Origin of the sequence: Rhodococcus jostii RHA1 (assembly GCF_000014565.1) — a bacterium.
GTDB classification, from domain to species: Bacteria; Actinomycetota; Actinomycetes; order Mycobacteriales; family Mycobacteriaceae; genus Rhodococcus_F; species Rhodococcus_F jostii_A.
In genome coordinates this window covers 2,618,448-2,637,635 of the sequence record NC_008268.1, presented here as the reverse complement: position 1 = coordinate 2,637,635, position 19,188 = coordinate 2,618,448, and the positions used below count along the sequence as shown (strand labels likewise).

Below are 19,188 nucleotides of genomic sequence, written 5' to 3'. Positions count from 1 at the left end.
ACAGATGACCCACGAGGTTCTCGACAACATCATGGCGATCGCGGATCAGCTCCGCGATCAGGCGCCCGAGGCCGAGCGGATCGGCCGGCTGCCCGACGACACGGCGAAGAAGCTCCGCGAGGCCGGGCCGATCAAGCTCCTCCAGCCCGGCAAGTTCGGCGGCTACGAGGCTCATCCGCGCGAGTTCGCGGAGACGGTGATGGCCGCGGCGTCCCTCGACCCGGCGACCGGTTGGGTGTGCGGCATCGTCGGCGTGCACCCCTGGCAGCTGGCGTTCGCCGACCCGAAGGTGCAGGACGAGGTGTGGGCGGCCGACAACGACACCTGGATGGCCTCGCCGTACGCGCCGACCGGGATCGCGACCCCGGTCGACGGCGGCTACCTCTTCACTGGACGCTGGCAGTTCTCGTCGGGAACCGATCACTGCGACTGGATCTTCCTCGGCGCGATGCTCGGCGACAAGGACGGCGCCATGGCCCTGCCGCCGAAGATGCTGCACATGATCCTGCCGCGCAGCGACTACGAGATCGTCGAGGACTCGTGGAACGTCGTCGGGCTCAAGGGCACCGGTTCCAAGGACATCATCGTCCGGAACGCGTTCGTCCCCGACTACCGGGTGATGGACGCCGACGAGGTCATGAACGGCACCACGGTGCAGAAGTTCGGGCGCACCGAGACGCTGTACAACATGCCGTGGTCGACGATGTTCCCGCTCGGGATCTCCTCCGCCGTGGTGGGAATCGCCGAGGGCGCCTTGGCCGCTCACCTCGACTACCAGCGCGACCGCGTCGGCGCGCAGGGCACCGCGATCAAGGACGACCCCTACGTCCTGTTCGCCGTGGGCGAGGCCGCCGCCGACATCAACGCCGCACGCCAGGAACTGCTCGCCAACGTCGACAGGATCTGGGACCTCGTCGAATCGGGCAGAGAAGTCACGTTCGAGGACCGTGCGGCCGGGCGCCGGACGCAGGTGCGTGCCGCGTGGCGTGCGGTCACCGCCGTCGACCAGATCTTCGCCCGCTCCGGCGGCAACGCGCTACGCATGGACAAGCCGCTGCAGCGGTACTGGCGGGACGCGCACGCCGGCCTGGCGCACGCCATCCACGTGCCTAGCACCGTCTACCACGCCTCGGCGCTCAGCTCCCTCGGCCTCGACCCGGCCGACAACCTCAAGTCGATGATCTGACCGCCGTCGGACCTCGAAAACAGTAGAAGGACAACACATGACAGACATCAAGGGGCTTGGCTACGTCAAGATCCAGACCAACGACCTGGAGCGGTGGCGCACGTTCGCGTTCGACGTGCTCGGATTCGCCGAGGGATCGGGCCCGGACGAGGACGCCCTGTACCTCCGCATGGACGAGCGTGCGGCCCGCATCGTGATCGTGCCGGGTGAGACGGACGAGGTCGTCACCATCGGGTGGGAGGTCCGCGATCATGCGGGCCTGGTCCGCGTCCAGGAGGCGGTCGAGGGTGCCGGGATCGCCGTCAAACCGTTGTCGGTGGAAGAGGCCGATGCCCGCCGCGTCGAAGAGGTCGTCACGTTCCAGGATCCGACCGGTGTGACGATCGAGATCTTCCATGGCGCCGTACTCGACCACAGTCCGGTGGTGACCCCGTTCGGTGCGAAGTTCGTGACGGGGGCGCAGGGTCTCGGCCACGTGGTGCTGCCGGTGATGGATTTCAGCGGGGCGTTCGACTTCTACACCGAGGTGCTCGGCTTCCTGCCCCGCGGCGCCTTCCGCATCCCGGCACCGCCGGAGTTCGGTCCGATGCGGGTGCGCTTCCTGGGTGTCAACGAGCGGCATCACAGCCTGGCGCTGTGCCCCGCACCGCACGGCGGGGCGCCGGGACTGGTGCACATCATGGTGGAGGTCGACACGCTCGACGCCGTCGGGCAGGCGCTCGACCGCGTCGTCAAGGACGGGTTCTCCGTCTCCTCGACCCTCGGCCGCCACACGAACGACAAGATGGTGTCGTTCTACGTGCGTGCCCCCGGCGGCTGGGACATCGAGTTCGGCACCGAGGGTATGAAGGTGGACGAGAAGTACTACTCCGCGGAGGAGATCACCGCCGACAGCTACTGGGGCCACGACTGGTCCGGAAGCGAGCCGCTGGCGGCCATGTAAGGGGTGTCCGGGCCCGGTGTGCGTATCCACTCGATGCGTGCGCCGGGCCTTTGGGCTGTACGGGGTCGTTCAGGCACCACTATTGCAAATAGGCATATGCCTATTTATAGTAAGTGTCGCCAGTCACACACCGCGTCGCCGCACCGAGCAGCGCCGCTACGGAGGTCCCCATGACGACGACACTCAGCCCCACCCCCACCGCCGGCCTCGATCGCGCCGCCCTTCTCCTCGACGCCTTCGACGGCCCGGGCAGGCTCACGCTCGCGCAGATCGTGCGCCGCACGGGGCTTCCGCGCTCCTCCGCGCACCGGATGCTCGAACGTCTCGTCCAGCTGCGTTGGCTCCGCCGGGAAGGCCGGGACTACGAACTCGGCATGCGGCTGTTCGAACTCGGGTCGCTGGCCGTGCACCAGGACCGTCTGCACCGGGCCGCCCTGCCGTTCCTGCACGAACTCCACCGGCTCACCGGGCACGCCGTGCACCTCGCGGTGCTCGAGGGGATCGATGTCGTGTACCTGGAGAAGATCGCCGGACGGTTCGGGGTCGGGTTGCCGTCCCGCGTCGGCGGCCGCCAACCCGCGCACTGTACGAGCGTCGGCAAGGTGCTGCTGGCCCACTCGCCCGAGTCCGTGGTCGACCGCGTCGTCGAAGCGGGTCTGCCCCGCAGCACACGATTCAGCATCGACTCGCCCGCGGCATTCCGTGCCGAGTTGCAGAAGACCCGGGAACGCGGAGCGGCGTACGACCGGGAAGAGGATCTCGTGGGCGTCAGCTGCGTCGCCGTGCCGGTGGGCACCGAGGACAACGTGGTCGCGGCCATCTCCGTGTGCGGTCCGAGCAGCCAGATCAAGCTCGATCACCGCCTGACCGCGCCGATCCGCATGTCCGCCAAGGGCACCTGGCGCAACTACATGTCGACCGCGACGCCGGCCGCCGGACGGGCCGACCGATACTCCGCCTGAGGCGGGACGAAGGAGCACGAATGCCGCTCGACGAGCAGGCCGAAACCATCCTCCGGGGACTGAACGAGAACTTCCCCCGGGTGGAGACCATGACGGGCGCGCAGGCGCGGGCGGCGACGAGGGCGGGACGCAAGGCCGTCGCCGACCCCGAGCCGGTCGGTAGTGTGTGCGACCGGGAGATCCGCGGCGACGCCGGACCGATTGCCGTGCGGATCTATTTGCCGGCAGGGCATCGCGCGGAATCCCTGCCCGTCGTCGTCTTCTTTCACGGCGGCGGGTTCGTGATCTGCGACCTCGACAGCCACGACGGCTTCTGCCGCGCGATGTGCAACGGGATCGGCGCCGTCGTCGTCTCCGTCGACTATCGACTCGCCCCGGAATCGCAGTGGCCCGCCGCAGCGGACGACGCCTACACCGCGACGTGCTGGGTCGCGCAGCACGCCCGTGAGTTCGGCGGCGATCCGGACCGTCTTCTCGTCGCCGGCGACAGCAGTGGGGGCAACCTCGCGGCGGTCGCGGCGCTGATGGCCCGGGACCGGGAGGCCCCCGCCGTCGCCGGACAGCTACTGATCTACCCCGTCATCGAACCGGTCTTCGACACCGAGTCCTACGAGCTGTTCGCGGAGGATCATTTCCTCACCCGTTCTGCGATGCAATGGTATTGGGATCAGTATCTGCCCACCCACCGCGAGACCGTACCCGCCTATGCCGCCCCGGTCCGGGCCGAGGACCTCGGCGGGCTCCCACCCGCGATCGTGATCACCGCCGAACGCGATCCCCTCCGGTACGAGGGGGAGAAGTATGCCGGGGCGCTCGCCGACGCCGGTGTTCCCGTGCAGTGCCGGCGGGTCGAGGGAATGTTCCACGGATTCTTGACGATCGACGCGATGGCCGCGGCGCAGACCGCGCGGCGGGAGCTGTGGCCTCGGCTCCGGACTCTGGTGGCCGAACCGGCGTCGACTCCGGTCGACTAGTCTTCGCGCTCGGCCTCGTCGTCCGCGTCCTGAGCCGCCTTCATTGCGGCCTGGTACTCCTTCTGCGCCTCGCGGGAGCGCCGGATCGAATGTGATGCGGTCGGTTTCGGCACACCGGGATGTTCCGGCGTCCCTTCACCGTGCATACGCTCGACTGCCTCGTCGATGTCGGCGAGCATCTGCTTCGCGAGCTCGCTCTCGGCGGCGTAGTACCGCTCGGACCACTTGTTGACCATGTGCGCGAACGCCCACGTGGGTTCGACGTCGGAATCGCGGGCGTCGAGCGCGGCCTGCCTGCTCATCCCCTCCACGTACGAGATGTGCTCCTTCAGGGCATCTTTGAGCTGCTCCGGCTCGGTGAGGTGACCGAGCCACATGCGCAGCATCACGCCGTGCTTGAGGACGGGCGGATCGATCGGCGCCTCCCGCGCCCAGCTGCGCATGACGGCCATGCCCGCGTCCGTGATCTTGTACAGGCGCTTGGGTTTCACCCGTGCCTCGTCGTCCACGACGGTCCGGGACGTCACGTATCCCAGGTCTTCCAGCTTCTTCAGCTCCGAATACACCTGGCTGAAGGACGGGCTCCAGTAGAAGAAACGCACACTGTACGACGCCCACTTCTTCAGGTCGTAACCGGACAGTTCCTCGCCGAACGACAGGATGCCGAGTACCGGCCAGCTCGTCGATCGGAGGCCGGCGAACCCGGAGCTCTGTGTGGGGTCGGACGATGGCATTTCCCGAGCCTATCAACCGTGCGCCGACCGCCGGACACGCGAAACCCTGCCGCTGGGCGGGACGGGGCATTCCCCGCCGGCAGACGCCGCGGCCAGGCTGAACGCAACCCGTCGATCCGAGGAGACACGATGACCCGAACCGAAGAACCCGTGCCGCCGACGGCACGACGCATCGACCCCGCCGAGCTCAGGTCCGTGCTCGGGCACTTCTGCACCGGCGTCACGGTGATCACCGCGCACGACGGCGAGAGCCCCCACGGCTTCACCTGCCAGTCCTTCGTGTCGCTGTCGCTGGACCCGCCGTACGTGTCGTTCAGCCCCGCACGGACGTCGACCAGCTGGCCGCGACTGCGCGCGAGCGAACACATCTGCGTCAACGTCCTCGCCCACGACCAGCGCGACGTGTGCGGGACGTTCGCGACCAGCGGTGCCGACAAGTTCGCCGACGTCGGGTGGTCGCACGCCCGCAACGGTGCCCCGGCGCTCGATGGCGTGCTGGCCCGGGTGCAGGCCACCGTCGAATTCGAGCACGACGCCGGTGACCACACCATCGTCGTCGCGCGCGTCACCGGCCTGGACGTGCTCAGGGATGCGCCGCCGCTCCTGGTGTACCGCGGCGGACTCGGCATCTTCACCGCGGCCACGTAGCCGCTCTTCTCCCGCCCGGCGGCGGCGCCGCTTTCTCCCGCCCGGCGGCGGCGCCGCTTTCTCCCGCTCCGCGGGAAGGGCTGTGGGAAAAAGCAATTGACACCGGCAGGGTGTGATCGAGACCACTTCGGAAGGTGTGCACGATGAGCGTAGACGAGCAGAACTGGGACCGGGAGGTAGATCTCCTGGTGATCGGCAGCGGTGCCGGTGGAATGACCGCCGCCCTCGCCGGGGCCGAGCGAGGGCTCGACACCCTCGTCGTCGAAAAGTCCGGGGTGTACGGCGGTTCGACGGCACTGTCGGGTGGCGCCCTGTGGATTCCCAACTCGCCGATCCTCGTCCGTGAAGGCCGCGCCGACGACCCCGGCGACGTCCGGAAGTACCTGGAGTCGATCGTCGGCGACAGCGTGCCGGCCGAACGCCTCGACGCGTACATCGAGCAGGGCCCGGCCATGATGAGGTTCTTCGAACAGAACTGCCCGCATCTCCGGTTCTCCTGGTGCGAGGACTATTCCGACTACCACCCCGAGAACGTGGGCGGACGGCCGAAGGGGCGGACGGTCGAACCGTTGCCGTTCGACATGAACCAGCTCGGTGCCGACGGCGACCTGCAGCGGCCGAACTCCCTCGCGATGCCGGGTGGGCTGTACATGACGTCCACCGAATTCCGCCACCTCAACATGTTCTTCCGCACCTGGGCCGGACGCAGGACCGCGCTGGGTGTCGGCTGGCGTTCGGTCGTGGCGATGCTGCGGCGCAGGCGGATGGAGACTCTGGGGCAGGCCCTCGTCGGCCGGCTGCGGCTCACGCTCCAGGAGGCCGGGGTTCCGCTGTGGCTGAACTCCCCGCTGAAGGGTCTGGTCACGAACCAATCCGGAGCTGTCACGGGCGCGGTCGTCGAGTCCGGGGGACGGGAACTGCGCATCCGTGCCCGCCGCGGCGTCATGGTGGCCACCGGCGGATTCGAGCAGAGCGAGGAGATGCGCAAGCGGTACCTCCGGGAAGGCGGCAAGGACAACTACAGCGCCGGCTCACCCGACAACACCGGAGACGGAATCGTCGCCGGCGAGCAGGTCGGCGCGGCCGTCGATCTGATGGACGACGCCTGGTGGATGCCGTCGTTCCGGCGGCCGGACGGCATCATGCACGTCCTGGTATCGGAGCGGTCGATTCCGCCGTCGCTGATCGTCGACCAGAACGGCAAGAGGTTCACCAACGAGGCGTCCCCGTACGTGTCGTTCGTTCACGACCAGATCGCCGGGGGCCACGACCTGGTGTGGTTCGTGTTCGACTCGAAGGCCAAGAGCCGCTACCAGTTCGGTGGTGTGATGCCCGGGCAGAAGTTCCCCGCGGAATGGTTCGAGACGGGGCTGATGCAGCGCGCCGCAACCCTTGGCGAACTCGCGCAGAAGATGGGCGTTCCCGCGGAGTCGCTGACCGCGGAGATCGCCCGGTTCAACGGATTCGCGCGGGCGGGGGTCGACGCCGACTTCGGCCGCGGCGACAGTGCCTACGACCGGTACTACGGCGACCCGCGACTGCCCAACCCGACCATGGACGAGGTGGAGAAGGCCCCGTACTACGCGGTGCGGATGGAAGCCGGCGACCTCGGCACCAAGGGCGGGCTCGTCTGCAACGAGCACAGCCAGGTGTGCCGCAGCAGCGGCGAACCGATCCCCGGCCTCTACGCCACCGGCAACACGTCGGCGTCCGTGATGGGCAACGACTACGCCGGGGCGGGCGCGACGATCGGTCCCGCGATGGTGTTCGGCTGGGTCGGCGCTCGGCATGCAGCCGGGGTGGTGAGTTGAGTGCTTCCGGTCGAATGCCGGCGCTGCGGTAACGCGGTGCTCGTGGAGAAATACAGCGAGGCGCACACGAGCGTGCAGTGGCTGGACGACGCCGAGCAGACCTGCCCGGAGTTCGCCCGGCGTGCGCAGGAGGGGGAGCACTCGATGTTCGTCCCCACCTGCGGCGCGCTGCGCGGCTCGATCGACGACGCGGTGGAGGACGGGCGGGTGGGGCTCTCCCTGCGCAGCTACCCGACTCCAGGCCGCCTGGACTAGAAGGGACAAACCGATGTCACGGATGGCAGGCAAGGTCGCCTTCATCACCGGTGCCGGGAACGGCATGGGACGCAGTCACGCGGTCCGGCTCGCGGAGGAGGGCACCGACGTCGTCGTCGTCGATCTGCCGTCGGCCGAGGCAGATCTCGCCGAAACCGGAAGGCTGGTCGGCGAACTCGGCCGGCGGGCGGTGCTCGCGCACGCCGATGTGCGCGACCCGGCGGCGTTGTGCGCGGCCGTCGACGCCGGAGTCGCGGAACTGGGCCCTCTCGACGTCGTCGTCGCGAACGCGGGTGTCTGCGACAACCCCGGCCCGGCGTGGACGATCGACGACGCGGTCTGGCACCGATCGCTCGACGTCAACCTCACCGGTGTGTGGAACACGGCGAAGGCCGCGGTCCCGGCGATGCGGGACGGCGGCGGTTCCGTCGTAATCGTCAGTTCGACCGCCGGAATCAAGGCGGTGGCCGGGGCCGCCCACTATTCGGCGTCCAAGACCGCGGTGGTCGGGTTGGCCCGGACCCTCGCCAACGAACTCGGCCCGCAGTTCATCCGGGTCAACGTGCTGCACCCCGGCGCCGTCGGCACCCGCATGACCTTGAACCCGGAGACGATGGCACGGCTGCGGCCGGACCTCGCGAATCCGACCCGGGACGACGTCGTCCCCGTCCTCGCGGCGAACCACATGCTGCCCGTTCCGTGGCTGGACTCGCGGGACGTCAGCAATGCGCTGCTGTTCCTGGCCTCGGACGAATCGCGATACATCACCGGCACACAACTCGTGGTCGACGCCGGACTGACCCAGAAGGTGTAGAGATGACAGGTCGAGTGAACGGAAGAGTCGTCCTGGTCACCGGTGCCGCACGCGGGATCGGCCGGGCGCAGGCGTTGCGGTTCGCACAGGAGGGCGCGGACGTCGTCGCCGTCGACCTGTGCGGCCCGGTCGGCACGGTGGTGACGCCACCGGCGAGTCCGGAGGATCTCGAGGAGACCGCGAAACTGGTCCGGGACACCGGTCGCCGGATCGTGACCGCGCAGGTGGACGTGCGCGACGGAACGGCGCTCGCCGAGGCGGTCACCGCGGCAGCCGGCGAGCTGGGCGGGCTGGACTTCGTGTGCGCCACGGCGGGCATCACGTCCTCGGGTGCCGCGCTGGAGCTCGACTCCGAGACGTGGCAGACGATGCTCGACGTCAATCTGACGGGGGTGTGGCGCACGTGCACGGCGGCGGCTCCACACCTGATCGAGCGGGGCGGCGGGGCGATGATCCTCACGAGTTCCATCGCGGGTCTGCGCGGGCTCGTCGGCGTCGCCCACTACACCGCGGCCAAGCACGGGGTGGTGGGGCTGATGCGGTCGCTGGCCAAGGAGCTCGCGCCGCACCGGGTGCGGGTCAACAGTGTGCATCCCACGAACGTGGACACGGACATGATCCAGAACGACATGGTGCGGAGGGCGTTCCGGCCCGACCTCGAGCACCCCACCCGTGAAGAGTTCGCGGCGGCCGCCGTGACGATGAACATGCTGCCGATTCCGTGGATCGAGCCGGTCGACGTGGCCAACGCCGCGCTGTTCCTGGCCTCGGACGAGTCGCGATACATCACTTCCGTCGCCCTGCCGGTCGACGCCGGCAGCGTCAGCCGATGACCGCCTCGGGCAGCGTCGGCCGGTAATCCCCGAGTCCGCCCCCACACCTGGCGATCCGTGGTAGAACAGGTGTCAGTTTTGGGGGCGGACGAAGGGTGAATTCCGTGGATCTCGAGGCCGTCGCCGCGATCAGCAGGCTCAAGTACGCGTATCTGCGGGCCCTGGACACGAAATGCTGGGACGAGTTCGCCGACACGCTCCTTCCCGACGCAACGGCGAACTACGGTGAGCATCTCGCGTTCGAGTCGCGGGACGCGCTGGTCGAATTCATGAAGTCGAATCTGGGGCCGCAGACCATCACCGAACACCACTGCGGTCACCCGGAGATCGACGTCGACGGCGACACGGCGACCGGACACTGGTACCTCTCCGACACCGTGCTCATCCCGGAACACGACATGGTGCTGCGCGGGGCGGCGTTCTACTCCGACCGCTACGTCCGCGGACCGGACGGCCGATGGCGGATCGCCCACACCGGATACGAGCGCACCTACGAGGCGGTGATGTCGCTGTCCGACATTCCCAGCTTCCGGCTGACGTCCAACCGGTGGGCAGCCGATACGGAACCCGGCAAAGGAGACTCGTGATGGGGACACTGGACGGCAAGGTCGCACTGATCACCGGCGCCGGTCAGGGAGTCGGCGCCGGGATGGCGTTCGCACTGGCCAAGGAGGGCGCCCGGATCGCGGTGGTCGGGCGAACGGAGGCGAAACTCGTCGACACATGCGCTGGCATCGCCGACTTCGGCGGCGTCGCCGAGCCGATCGTCTGCGACGTCAGCAAACGCGATCAGCTGGGCCCGATGGTCGACCGCGTCGTCGATGAATTCGGTGGCATCGACATCCTCGTCAACAACGCCAACGCGAGCGCACTCGGACCGCTCCTCGACATCACTCCGAAACTTCTCGACCGCGCCATGGCCGTCGGCCCGGTAGCCACCCTGCTCCTCATGCAGCTGTGCTACCCGCACCTCAAAGCCCGTGGCGGCGGTTCGATCATCAACCTCGTCAGCTCCTCGGCCGTGCGGTGGGACACCAGCGGCTACGGGCTCTACGCGGCCACCAAGGAGGCGATGCGCTCGCTCACCCGGACCGCGGCCAGCGAATGGGGACCCGACGGAATCCGCGTCAACGCGATTGCACCGCACGCACTGTCCCCGGGCCTGAAATGGTGGACCGAAAACAATCCCGAGGAGGCCGCCGAGTTCGTGAAGTCGATCCCACTCGGCCGGATCGGTGATTGCGAGCAGGACATCGGACGTGCCGTCGTCTTCCTCGTGGGCCCCGACGCCGGGTACCTGTCCGGTGCCACCATCCCGCTCGACGGCGGCCAGGCGCGCTGGAGCTGATCGCCGCCGATTGCCCCGAGCTTGCTCATTTCCCTCCCATCCGGTAGGAATTGCTTCGTGCATACGACTCACCTGGTGCGACGCCTCACCGTCGACCTGTGCCGTACGTGCGCCAACATCTGTTGTTGCTGATGGTCCGGCGCGCGTACCGCGTGCTGTCCACTCCTCGGTAGCCTCCGGCATCCGGTCATTCCTCACGCATTCTCCGCGTTCGCAGGTCCGGGCCGGTACGCCCGTCTCCAGGCACCATCACCTTCGCGGAAAGACATCATGAGCACTGCATTCGAAACCAGAACACCGTCGCTGACCCTCGACAAGTTCGGCCCCCACTTCGGCGCCGAGATCATCGGCCTGGACGTCGCGTCCGCCACCGACGACGAGGTGGCCGCGATCCGTTCGGCGTTGACCGAACACAAGGTGCTGGTTCTGCGCGGTCAGTCACTGGGCGACGCGAGCCACATCGAGTTCGGTCGCCGTCTCGGCCGGCTGACCGCGGGGCATCCCGTCCACGACAGCGGCGACGTCGCGCAGGAGGTGTACGCGCTCGACAGCCAGGACAACGGTTTCGCCGACGTGTGGCACACGGACGTGACGTTCATGAAGCGGCCGCCGCTGGGGTCGATCCTCCGTCCCGTCGTCCTCCCGCCGCACGGCGGCGACACCAACTGGGCCGACAGCCAACTCGCGTACGAGTCGCTGTCGCTGCCGGTCCGGCAGATGATCGATCAGCTGACCGCGGTGCACGACGGCAACCGCGAGTTCGGGTACTACCTCGCGCAGAAGCGTGGAGGCAAGGGAAACGTCTGGGACGGTGAGGAAGTCACCGCGCTCGTGCCCGTCGAGCATCCTGTCGTGCGGGTTCACCCGGAGACGGGACGCAAGGGAATCTTCGTGAACCCGGGCTTCACGTCCCACATCGCCGGAGTGTCCGAGGCGGAGAGCCGGGGAATCCTCGACTTCCTCTACGCGCACCTGACCAAACCCGAGCACATCGTGCGGCACCGCTGGCGCCTCGGCGACCTCGTGTTGTGGGACAACCGCAGCACCGCGCACTACGCCAACCGCGACTACGGAACCCAGCACCGCGTCATGCACCGCATCACGCTGGAAGGTGACGTGCCCGTCGGCCCGCAGTAGAGCAACCTGCGCATTCGCCGGGCGGGCGGCGTCCGCAGCGACTACCGTCACGATCCGTGACCCCGGCATCGGACATCTCACGACGCAAGTTCCTCGCCTCCGCCGCGGCGGCCGGTGGCGCCGCCTTCCTCAGCTCGTGGGCGGGCCCGGTGATCGACCGCGCCTACGCGCAGGACCCGGGCGGTAGCGGGTCGCTGAACGACATCGAGCACTTCGTCTACCTCATGCAGGAGAACCGCTCGTTCGACCACTACTACGGCACGCTGTCGGGGGTGCGCGGCTTCGACGACCCGTCACCGGCGTGGCAGCAGTACGGCTGGACGCCGGGTGCCGGGCCCACCCCGACCGGGTTTCTCAACCCGTTCCGGCTCGACACCACGCAGGGCGCGCACCTCGACGGCGAGTGCATCAACGACCCCACCCATTCGTGGGGTCCGCAGCACGACGCGTGGAACGGCGGCGCGATGGACCGGTGGATGCCGGTGCACATCGCGCACGAGGGGCCGCTCAACGGTCCCGCGACGATGGGCTACTACACGCGCGCCGACATCCCGGTGCACTACGACCTCGCCGACGCCTTCACGATCTGCGACCACTACTTCTGCTCGGTGCTCGGGCCGACGGACCCGAACCGGCTGTACTGGATGACGGGCACGATCGACCCGGACGGGCTGGCCGGCGGGCCGCTGGTCGAGACGCCGACGGTGATCCCCAAGTTCGTCTACTCCTGGCGCACCTATCCGGAGAACCTGCAGGAGGCGGGCGTCAGCTGGAAGGTGTACGCCAACAAGGACCTCGGCCCCGTGTCGAGTGTCGCGCTCGACGGGATGCTCGGCTGCTTCACGCAGTACAGCGACCCGAATTCGGAACTCGCTCGCCGCGGTCTCGATCCGACGTACCCGAACGACTTCCGGGCCGACGTCGCGAACGGCACCCTGCCCGCGGTGTCCTGGATCGTGCCCAACATCTTCACGTGCGAGCATCCGGCGCTGCCCCCGGCCGCGGGCGCGGTCGGGATCGTCGAGGTGCTCGACATCCTCACGTCGAACCCGGCGATCTGGGAGAAGACGGCGCTGATCATCAGTTACGACGAGAACGGCGGCTTCTTCGACCACGTCACTCCACCCACGCCGCCGCCGGGCACCCCGGGTGAATATCTGACGGTTCCGTTGAACACCGTGTCGGAGAGCGAGAACAATCCGGGACCGATCGGCCTCGGATTCCGGGTGCCGTCGCTGATCATCTCGCCGTACAGTCGCGGCGGCCTCGTCGCGTCCGACACGTTCGACCACACGTCGCAGCTCCGGTTGCTGGAGAAGCGGTTCGGCGTGCCCGTCCCCAATCTCACCGAGTGGCGCCGCGGCGCCGTCGGCGACATGACGTCGGCGTTCGACTTCTCGTCGGCACCGAACGCCGGCGTTCCCGCGATGACGGACCCCGGGCCACGCCTGCAGGCGGCGATCGCGCAGTGCGGGCCGAACGTGGCCGCGGGGACGCTCAACGCCGGTGCGCCCTACCCCGTCCCGCCGAATTCGATGCCCGTGCAGGAACAGTCGCCGCTGCGGCGTCGCCCCAGCGGGCTGATCATGTAGCGGCCTCTCCTCAGAGGCGCACCGCCCGGCCCTCGTCGATCGACTGCAGGACGGCCAGTGCCGCGGTCACCGAGCGCAGTCCGTCGTGTCCGGTCGCCACGGGCGTACCGTCCCCGCGGACGGCGTCGACGAACGCCCGGATCCCCGGTGCGTACAGGTTGTCGACGATCTCGAGCGGGACGGTCGTGTCCTGACCGTCCGCGACGACCCGCAGCGTTCCGGTGGGATCGGGGCGCATGCAGTCGGTGGCGACGAGAGTTCCCGATGTTCCGTGGATTTCGAATCCGGTCACGGCGCCCGGGACCGTGTACGCGTCGTGGAGCGAGAACAGGGTGGACGTGCCGAGCACGCCGCTGGTCATCACGGCGTCCGCCGGACCCTCGCTGAGTCCCTGGCACACGCCCACCGCCGTCACCGTGGTCGGTTCCATCCCGGTGACGAAGCGGAGCGTGTCGAGGTCGTGCACCGCGAGGTCGAGGACGACCCCGCCGCCGACGCCGTCGAGGCGCCACCCACGCAGGGCCTGGCGCAGCAGGATGGCGTTGCTGACGCGCACCGACAGGAGGTCGCCGATCGCACCCTCCGCCAGCAACTTTCGCGCTGCACGATGAACGGGATGAGTGCGGAGATGATGGTTCGTCGCGAAGACCACCCCCGCGGCCGCGGCCGCGTCGACCATCTTCTGCGCCTGAGTGACGTCGAAGGAGAGCGGCTTCTCGCACAGCACGTGCAGACCCGCGTCGATCGCGGCCATGGCGTGGTCGAAGTGCTTGTCGTTGGTCGAGGAGATGTAGGCCGCCTGGACGTCGCCGCCCACCGCGTCGCGCAGGTCACCGGTGGCGGACTCGATGTCGTGGGTCCGCCGGTAGTCGTCGGCGCGTGCCGCGTCGCCGCTGAGCACGACGGCTGCGGTCTGCCCGCACTCCCGCAACGCGGGGAGCACGCGTGTGGCAGCGATGTTGCTCGCGCCGAGAATCGCCCACCTCATGAGCTTCGGTCCTTCCTCGGGCCGGTGGGTCCGGCCTTTCCTCGGCGGGACTGTACGCCGAGTTCCGAGAGCGCACTACTGTTCGATATACGAACAGTTCGGCGGATCCGAGCTCAGGGGCGGAGGGCGTCGACCTCTTCGCCGGACGGCGAGGGATCCGGCGTCTCGTCCGTGGTCCCGCGAGTGTGCTGACGGTAGATCCCGATTCCGACCACGACCACGGCGAGTCCCATCGAGACGTACATCTGGCTCCTGGTCTCCGACAGCACCAGCATGCCGACGCAGAGCGCGATGATGGCGGCGATGGTGCACCACGTCAGGTACGGGAACAACCACATCTTCAGCGACAGGTCCTTGCCCTCCGCCTCGAGGCTGCGCCGCATGCGCAGCTGCGACACCGAGATCGCCAGCCACACGAACAGGGCGATCGCGCCCGAGGAGTTGACGAGGAACAGGAACACGGTGTCCGGGTACAGGTAGTTCAGACCCACGGTCAGGAACCCCACGACCGTCGAGACGAGGACGGCCTGGCGGGGAACACCCGACGAACCGATCTTCGACAACGAGGCCGGGGCGTCGCCGCGGCGGGAGAGCGAGAAGATCATGCGGCTCGCCGTGTACAGGCCGGAGTTCAGGCAGGACAGCACGGACGTGAGCACGACGACGTCCATGATGTTGCCGGCCGCCGGGATGCCGAACGAGTCCATGACGGCGACGTACGGGCTCAGTGCGACGGAGGCGTCGTCCCAGGGGAGCAGCGTCACGACGACGGCGATGGAGCCGATGTAGAAGATGAGGATGCGCCACACGACGGAACGCACGGCGTTGCGCACTGCCGCCACGGGGTTGGCGGATTCACCGGCGGCGATGGTGGCGATCTCGGCGCCGAAGAACGAGAACACGACCACGAGGACCGCCGCGAACACGGCACCTGCCCCGTTGGGGAAGAACCCGCCGTGGCCGGTGAGGTTGGTGAGCCCGGGCGCTTCGACGCCGGGCAGGGCTCCGCAGATCGCGAGCACGCCGAGCACCAGGAAGATGACGATGGCCGCGACCTTGATCGACGCGAACCAGAACTCGAACTCGCCGAACGACTTCACGGACGCGATGTTCGTCAGCGTCAGCAACACCATCAGGATCAGTGCCCAACTCCACTGCGGGACGTCGGGGATCCAGCGGTTCATGATGACGGCACCGGCCGTCGCCTCGATGCCGAGGACGATGATCCAGAACCAGGCGTAGAGCCAGCCGATGCTGAAGCCGGCCCAGCGGCCGATCGCGCGGTCGGCGTACGCCGAGAACGATCCCGTCTCGGGGTTGGCGGTCGACATCTCGCCGAGCATGCGCATCACGAGGATGACGACGATGCCCGCGAGCGCGTAGGCCACGAGAACGCCGGGGCCCGTCTCGCGGATCGCGACCCCGGAGCCCACGAAGAGGCCTGCGCCGATCACCCCCGCGATAGCGATCATCGAGAGGTGCCGCTTCTTCAGCGTGTGCTGAAGCTGCGGATCGGTGGTTCCTGACATGGAGAAATCCCTTCGGCGCTACTCCGGGTGTGATGTGCGTCGCTGATTCGGAAAAGTGTGTACGAGTGGCGTGGGCTCCGGAACCGCCGATTCGGTGAATTTCGGGCCGGCGAGATAGACGAAACGGCAGTACCACGCACCTGCGCCTTCTTGACAACGCGGAAACGCTATGCCTACCGTCATATTATTCAACCAGCGGACATTTGTTCGGTAGGCGAACGCGGTTTGTCCGGCACCAACGTAGACGGGACATCGGAATGAGCGATCACGCCTTCACCCCGGCAGCCGAGAAGCAGGCGCGAAGAGCAGCGCTGAGCAGTTTCGTCGGCGCGGTCATCGACTGGTACGACTTCCTGCTCTACGGGCTGGTCGCAGCACTGGTCTTCAACTCGGAGTTCTTCCCGAACGTCAGCCCGGCGATCGGCACGCTCGCCGCGTTCGCGACGTTCGGCGTCGGATTCCTGTTCCGGCCGCTCGGCGGCGTCGTGTTCGGCCACTACGGAGACCGCATCGGACGCAAGCGGATGCTGATCCTCACCGTGCTGATCATGGGCACGAGCACCGCCCTGATCGGGCTGCTGCCGTCGTTCGGGTCGATCGGCTGGTGGGCGCCGGTCCTGCTCGTCACCCTCCGCGCCGTCCAGGGCTTCGCCGTCGGCGGCGAGTGGGGTGGAGCCGCGCTGATGGCCGTCGAGAGCGCGCCGCCGAAGAAGAAGGCGTTCTACAGCAGCGGAGTGCAGGTCGGCTACTCGGTGGGGCTCATCCTCGCCACCGGATTCGTCATGCTCATGAGCAACCTGACCACCGAGGACGCGTTCAGCCAGTGGGGTTGGCGGGTTCCGTTCGTCGCCAGCGTCGTCCTGGTCGGTATCGGTCTGTGGATCCGCGCCGGCGTGCAGGAGAGCCCCGAGTTCGTCGAAAAGGTCGAGAAGGTCGAGGAGGAGCAGACCGCCCAGGACAAGAAGCGGATTCCGCTCGTCGAGGCACTGCGCAACCACCCGAAGGCATTCCTCCAGATCATCGGTCTGCGTTTCGCAGAACTGTTCTCCATGTACATCGTGACCACGTTCGCGTTGAGCTACTCCACCCAGGAACTGGGGATGGAGCGCAACTTCATGCTCAACGTCGGCCTGCTCGTCGGTGCGGTGGGTATCGGCACCATCCCGCTGTTCGCGTGGCTGTCCGACAAGCACGGCCGGCGGCGCGTCTACATCCTCGGCGCCCTGATCGGCGCGGTGTGCGCGTTCCCGTTCTTCATCTTCCTCGAGAACGGGTCGATGATCGGCACCGTCATCCTCGCCGTGCTCCTCGTCAACATCTCGCACGACATGGTCGTCAGCGTGCAGCAGCCGCTGTTCACCGAAATGTTCGGGGCCGAATACCGCTACAGCGGCGCGGGTGTCGGGTACCAGGTGGCCAGCGCGATCGGCGGCGGCTTCACCCCGTTCATCGCGGCCGCCCTCGTCACCGCCAGCGGCGGGTCCTGGCACCTCGTGGCCGTGTACCTCGCCGGCGGCTGCATCGTCAGCGCCCTGATCGCGTGGCGACTGCAGCCCGATGCCAGTGCCGACACGACGGACGCCGCCACACCCGCGAAGCTCGAGAACGCGCACTGAACATGGCGGCGTGCCCCCACCCTCGGCGGAGCCGGCATGAACGTCTTCCAGGCGGCCGACTCGTTCCAGCTGTTCACCGGTGTCGCACCGGATTTCGAGCGCATGTACGCGCACGTGCTGGAACTCGTCGAACGGCAGAGCAGGCGCGCCGCGTAAGCGATCAGCCGAGGGACAGGTCGGAACCGATCCGCTCCGCGGTCGCGACGAGTTTCGGCACCACCGATACCGCGACGTCGTCCCGCGTGTACTGGGTGCCCTGCAGCGAGGAGTTGAGGGCGGCGACCACGGCGCCCGTCCGATCCCGGATGGGAACGGCCGCGCCGCGAATGCCGATCTCGAGCTCGTTCTCCGACATCGACCAGCCGTCCTCGGCGACCTTCCGGACCTCGGCATGCAATTGGTCGACGTCGGAGATCGTGTGCGGTGTGAAGGCCTGGAATTCGGTGGTCTTCAGGTAGTCGTCGAGCGCGTCGGCCGAAAGTCCCGCCAGCAGAACCCGTCCCGTGGACGTCGCATACGCGGGGAACCGCATGCCCACCGTGATCGAAATACGAATGATCCTCGGCGAGCGGACCCGTGCCACGTACACCACGTCGGGACCGTCGAGGATGGTGACGGAGATGGTCTCGCCCAGTTCCTTCGCGAGAGCCTCGATGTGCGGGTCGGCGACCTGCGGCAGTCGCAGCGCGGCGAGGTACGAGAAGCCGAACCGCAGCACCCGCGGTGTGAGCGAGAAGTTTCGTCCGTCGAGACGCAGGAAACCCTTGTCCACCAGGGTGAGCAGAATACGGCGCGCCGTGGACCGGGTGATCCCGACAGCCTGCGCCACCTCACTCAGCGTGCGTTCCCGGTGCTGCTCGTCGAAGCATTCGAGAACGCTCAGGCCACGGTCCAGGGACTCGAGGAAATACCGTTCCCCCGACGCCGGCTGCTCGGCCACCTCAGCAGCCACCTGTTTCGCACACGCCGTCATGTTACCGGGCGGCTAGGCGTGCCGGAGTCGGCTGAACGCCGCGTCCAGTGAGGGTAGTCCGCTCGTGTCGATGAGGAAATCGGTTTCGAGACTGCCTCGCAGTTCGTCGACGGTCGCCAGTTCGCGCCGCTCGGACGTCCCGCCGAGGTGGTGCACCGTCAGGCGCGTACCGGCCAGGGCGTAGCGGCGGTTTTCCGTGGCTCGCGCCGCCATCAGTCCGGTCACGAAATGCGATCCGGGCCAGGTCGACAGGTACCAGTTGGGGGCCTCGTAGTCGACGGGAAACTGCCTGGTGAGGTCGAACCGGTAGATGGTCCGCCACTCGTCACCGACGAGTGCCTGCATCGCGTAGTCGCCATCGATGTCGACCAGGCGGAACGGTTCCAGCGGAGTGTCCTGCACGGTGTCCAGTTCGAGGCGCAGCGTGGTGTTGAGGGTCATGCCGCCGAACCCGACGTCGATGAGCCGCCGCTCGCCGGCGACGTCGACGAGCAACAGCATGTGCGAGCGCGGAGTGATCGCATCGATCGGAGATCCCCACAGAACCCGCGCGGCGAGCGGCGTGACGTCGAATCCGAGTTTGAGCAGGACAGCCCGCAGCAGGAGATTCTGCTCGAAGCAGTAACCGCCTCTTCGTGATTCGACCAATTTCTGTTGCAGTGACGGTAGATCGAGCCGGTTCGGTGTGCCGAGGAACGGGTCGAGGTTCTCGAACGGGATCGAGCGGGCGTGATGTGCGGCAAGCTCGTTCAGCGTCGCCGTCGACGCGGATCGGTCGCCGTCGTACCCGATCCGGTCGAAGTACCGCTCCAGATTCAGATCGCCCGCAGTGGCCATGGAGCACA

General features: G+C 67.9%; 20 protein-coding genes. 15 read left to right on the top strand and 5 right to left on the bottom strand.

What is annotated here, in order from left to right; genetic code table 11:
* The first annotated feature begins 4 nt into the window (after window positions 1-4).
* The 4 genes from RHA1_RS12170 to lipP1 all read left to right on the top strand — a co-directional run bounded on the left by RHA1_RS12170 (window position 5) and on the right by lipP1 (window position 4,065).
* The gene (locus tag RHA1_RS12170; RefSeq protein WP_011595215.1) at window positions 5-1,186 is read left to right on the top strand and encodes an acyl-CoA dehydrogenase family protein; all 1,182 of its coding nucleotides are present in this window, start codon (window positions 5-7) and stop codon (window positions 1,184-1,186) included.
* A gap of 37 nt (window positions 1,187-1,223) precedes the next feature.
* Window positions 1,224-2,129, top strand: coding sequence for a biphenyl-2,3-diol 1,2-dioxygenase (gene bphC / locus RHA1_RS12165; RefSeq protein ID WP_011595214.1), 906 nt, complete (start codon window positions 1,224-1,226; stop codon window positions 2,127-2,129).
* 170 nt (window positions 2,130-2,299) lie between these two features.
* Window positions 2,300-3,091: an IclR family transcriptional regulator gene (locus RHA1_RS12160; RefSeq protein ID WP_007297613.1), complete on the top strand. Its 792-nt coding sequence runs from the start codon at window positions 2,300-2,302 to the stop codon at window positions 3,089-3,091.
* Window positions 3,092-3,111: 20 nt separating this feature from the next.
* Window positions 3,112-4,065, top strand: a complete 954-nt coding sequence (gene lipP1 / locus RHA1_RS12155) for a LipP1 family hormone-sensitive lipase (protein WP_011595213.1) — start codon at window positions 3,112-3,114, stop codon at window positions 4,063-4,065.
* On the opposite strand, the gene RHA1_RS12150 is transcribed toward lipP1, so the two are convergent.
* Window positions 4,062-4,799 carry a PadR family transcriptional regulator gene (locus RHA1_RS12150; protein ID WP_011595212.1) on the bottom strand — a complete coding sequence of 246 codons (738 nt, stop codon included), beginning with the start codon at window positions 4,797-4,799 and terminating at the stop codon, window positions 4,062-4,064. The genes lipP1 and RHA1_RS12150 overlap by 4 nt on opposite strands.
* Window positions 4,800-4,928: 129 nt before the next feature.
* Between RHA1_RS12150 and RHA1_RS12145 the strand changes: the two genes are divergently transcribed.
* The 9 genes from RHA1_RS12145 (at window position 4,929) to RHA1_RS12105 (ending at window position 13,237) form a co-directional block, all read left to right on the top strand.
* Window positions 4,929-5,447 (top strand): flavin reductase family protein, encoded by a 519-nt coding sequence (locus tag RHA1_RS12145; RefSeq protein WP_009475170.1) that lies wholly within the window; start codon window positions 4,929-4,931, stop codon window positions 5,445-5,447.
* 143 nt (window positions 5,448-5,590) lie between these two features.
* Window positions 5,591-7,258, top strand: a complete 1,668-nt coding sequence (locus RHA1_RS12140; RefSeq protein WP_011595211.1) for an FAD-binding protein — start codon at window positions 5,591-5,593, stop codon at window positions 7,256-7,258.
* A complete protein-coding gene (locus tag RHA1_RS12135) occupies window positions 7,259-7,513 on the top strand; it encodes a hypothetical protein (RefSeq protein WP_011595210.1) in 255 nt (84 codons plus the stop codon).
* Between the two features lie 13 nt (window positions 7,514-7,526).
* Window positions 7,527-8,327: a mycofactocin-coupled SDR family oxidoreductase gene (locus RHA1_RS12130; protein WP_011595209.1), complete on the top strand. Its 801-nt coding sequence runs from the start codon at window positions 7,527-7,529 to the stop codon at window positions 8,325-8,327.
* Between the two features lie 2 nt (window positions 8,328-8,329).
* Window positions 8,330-9,160, top strand: a complete 831-nt coding sequence (locus RHA1_RS12125) for a mycofactocin-coupled SDR family oxidoreductase (RefSeq protein ID WP_011595208.1) — start codon at window positions 8,330-8,332, stop codon at window positions 9,158-9,160.
* Between the two features lie 104 nt (window positions 9,161-9,264).
* Window positions 9,265-9,747 carry a nuclear transport factor 2 family protein gene (locus RHA1_RS12120; protein ID WP_011595207.1) on the top strand — a complete coding sequence of 161 codons (483 nt, stop codon included), beginning with the start codon at window positions 9,265-9,267 and terminating at the stop codon, window positions 9,745-9,747.
* On the top strand, window positions 9,747-10,508 hold the full coding sequence (locus RHA1_RS12115) for an SDR family NAD(P)-dependent oxidoreductase (protein ID WP_011595206.1): 762 nt from the start codon (window positions 9,747-9,749) through the stop codon (window positions 10,506-10,508). Before RHA1_RS12120 ends, RHA1_RS12115 begins: the two co-directional genes overlap by 1 nt.
* A 270-nt stretch (window positions 10,509-10,778) precedes the next feature.
* Window positions 10,779-11,645 carry a TauD/TfdA dioxygenase family protein gene (locus RHA1_RS12110; RefSeq protein WP_009475163.1) on the top strand — a complete coding sequence of 289 codons (867 nt, stop codon included), beginning with the start codon at window positions 10,779-10,781 and terminating at the stop codon, window positions 11,643-11,645.
* A 56-nt stretch (window positions 11,646-11,701) separates the two neighbouring features.
* A complete protein-coding gene (locus RHA1_RS12105) occupies window positions 11,702-13,237 on the top strand; it encodes a phospholipase C (protein WP_011595205.1) in 1,536 nt (511 codons plus the stop codon).
* 10 nt (window positions 13,238-13,247) lie between these two features.
* Here RHA1_RS12105 and RHA1_RS12100 read toward each other — a convergent pair whose 3' ends face one another.
* Window positions 13,248-14,225, bottom strand: coding sequence for a Gfo/Idh/MocA family protein (locus RHA1_RS12100; protein WP_011595204.1), 978 nt, complete (start codon window positions 14,223-14,225; stop codon window positions 13,248-13,250).
* Between the two features lie 113 nt (window positions 14,226-14,338).
* Window positions 14,339-15,754, bottom strand: coding sequence for an amino acid permease (locus RHA1_RS12095; protein ID WP_011595203.1), 1,416 nt, complete (start codon window positions 15,752-15,754; stop codon window positions 14,339-14,341).
* A gap of 257 nt (window positions 15,755-16,011) precedes the next feature.
* Between RHA1_RS12095 and shiA the strand changes: the two genes are divergently transcribed.
* Together shiA and RHA1_RS52885 are read left to right on the top strand one after the other, a co-directional pair.
* Window positions 16,012-17,370 carry a shikimate transporter gene (gene shiA / locus RHA1_RS12090; RefSeq protein ID WP_011595202.1) on the top strand — a complete coding sequence of 453 codons (1,359 nt, stop codon included), beginning with the start codon at window positions 16,012-16,014 and terminating at the stop codon, window positions 17,368-17,370.
* A 36-nt stretch (window positions 17,371-17,406) separates the two neighbouring features.
* Complete coding sequence (locus RHA1_RS52885; RefSeq protein ID WP_009475158.1) at window positions 17,407-17,526, top strand: hypothetical protein; 120 nt, start codon at window positions 17,407-17,409, stop codon at window positions 17,524-17,526.
* Between the two features lie 4 nt (window positions 17,527-17,530).
* Here RHA1_RS52885 and RHA1_RS12085 read toward each other — a convergent pair whose 3' ends face one another.
* The gene (locus RHA1_RS12085; protein ID WP_011595201.1) at window positions 17,531-18,310 is read right to left on the bottom strand and encodes an IclR family transcriptional regulator domain-containing protein; all 780 of its coding nucleotides are present in this window, start codon (window positions 18,308-18,310) and stop codon (window positions 17,531-17,533) included.
* A gap of 45 nt (window positions 18,311-18,355) precedes the next feature.
* On the bottom strand, window positions 18,356-19,180 hold the full coding sequence (locus tag RHA1_RS12080) for an arylamine N-acetyltransferase family protein (protein ID WP_011595200.1): 825 nt from the start codon (window positions 19,178-19,180) through the stop codon (window positions 18,356-18,358).
* Window positions 19,181-19,188 lie beyond the last annotated feature (8 nt).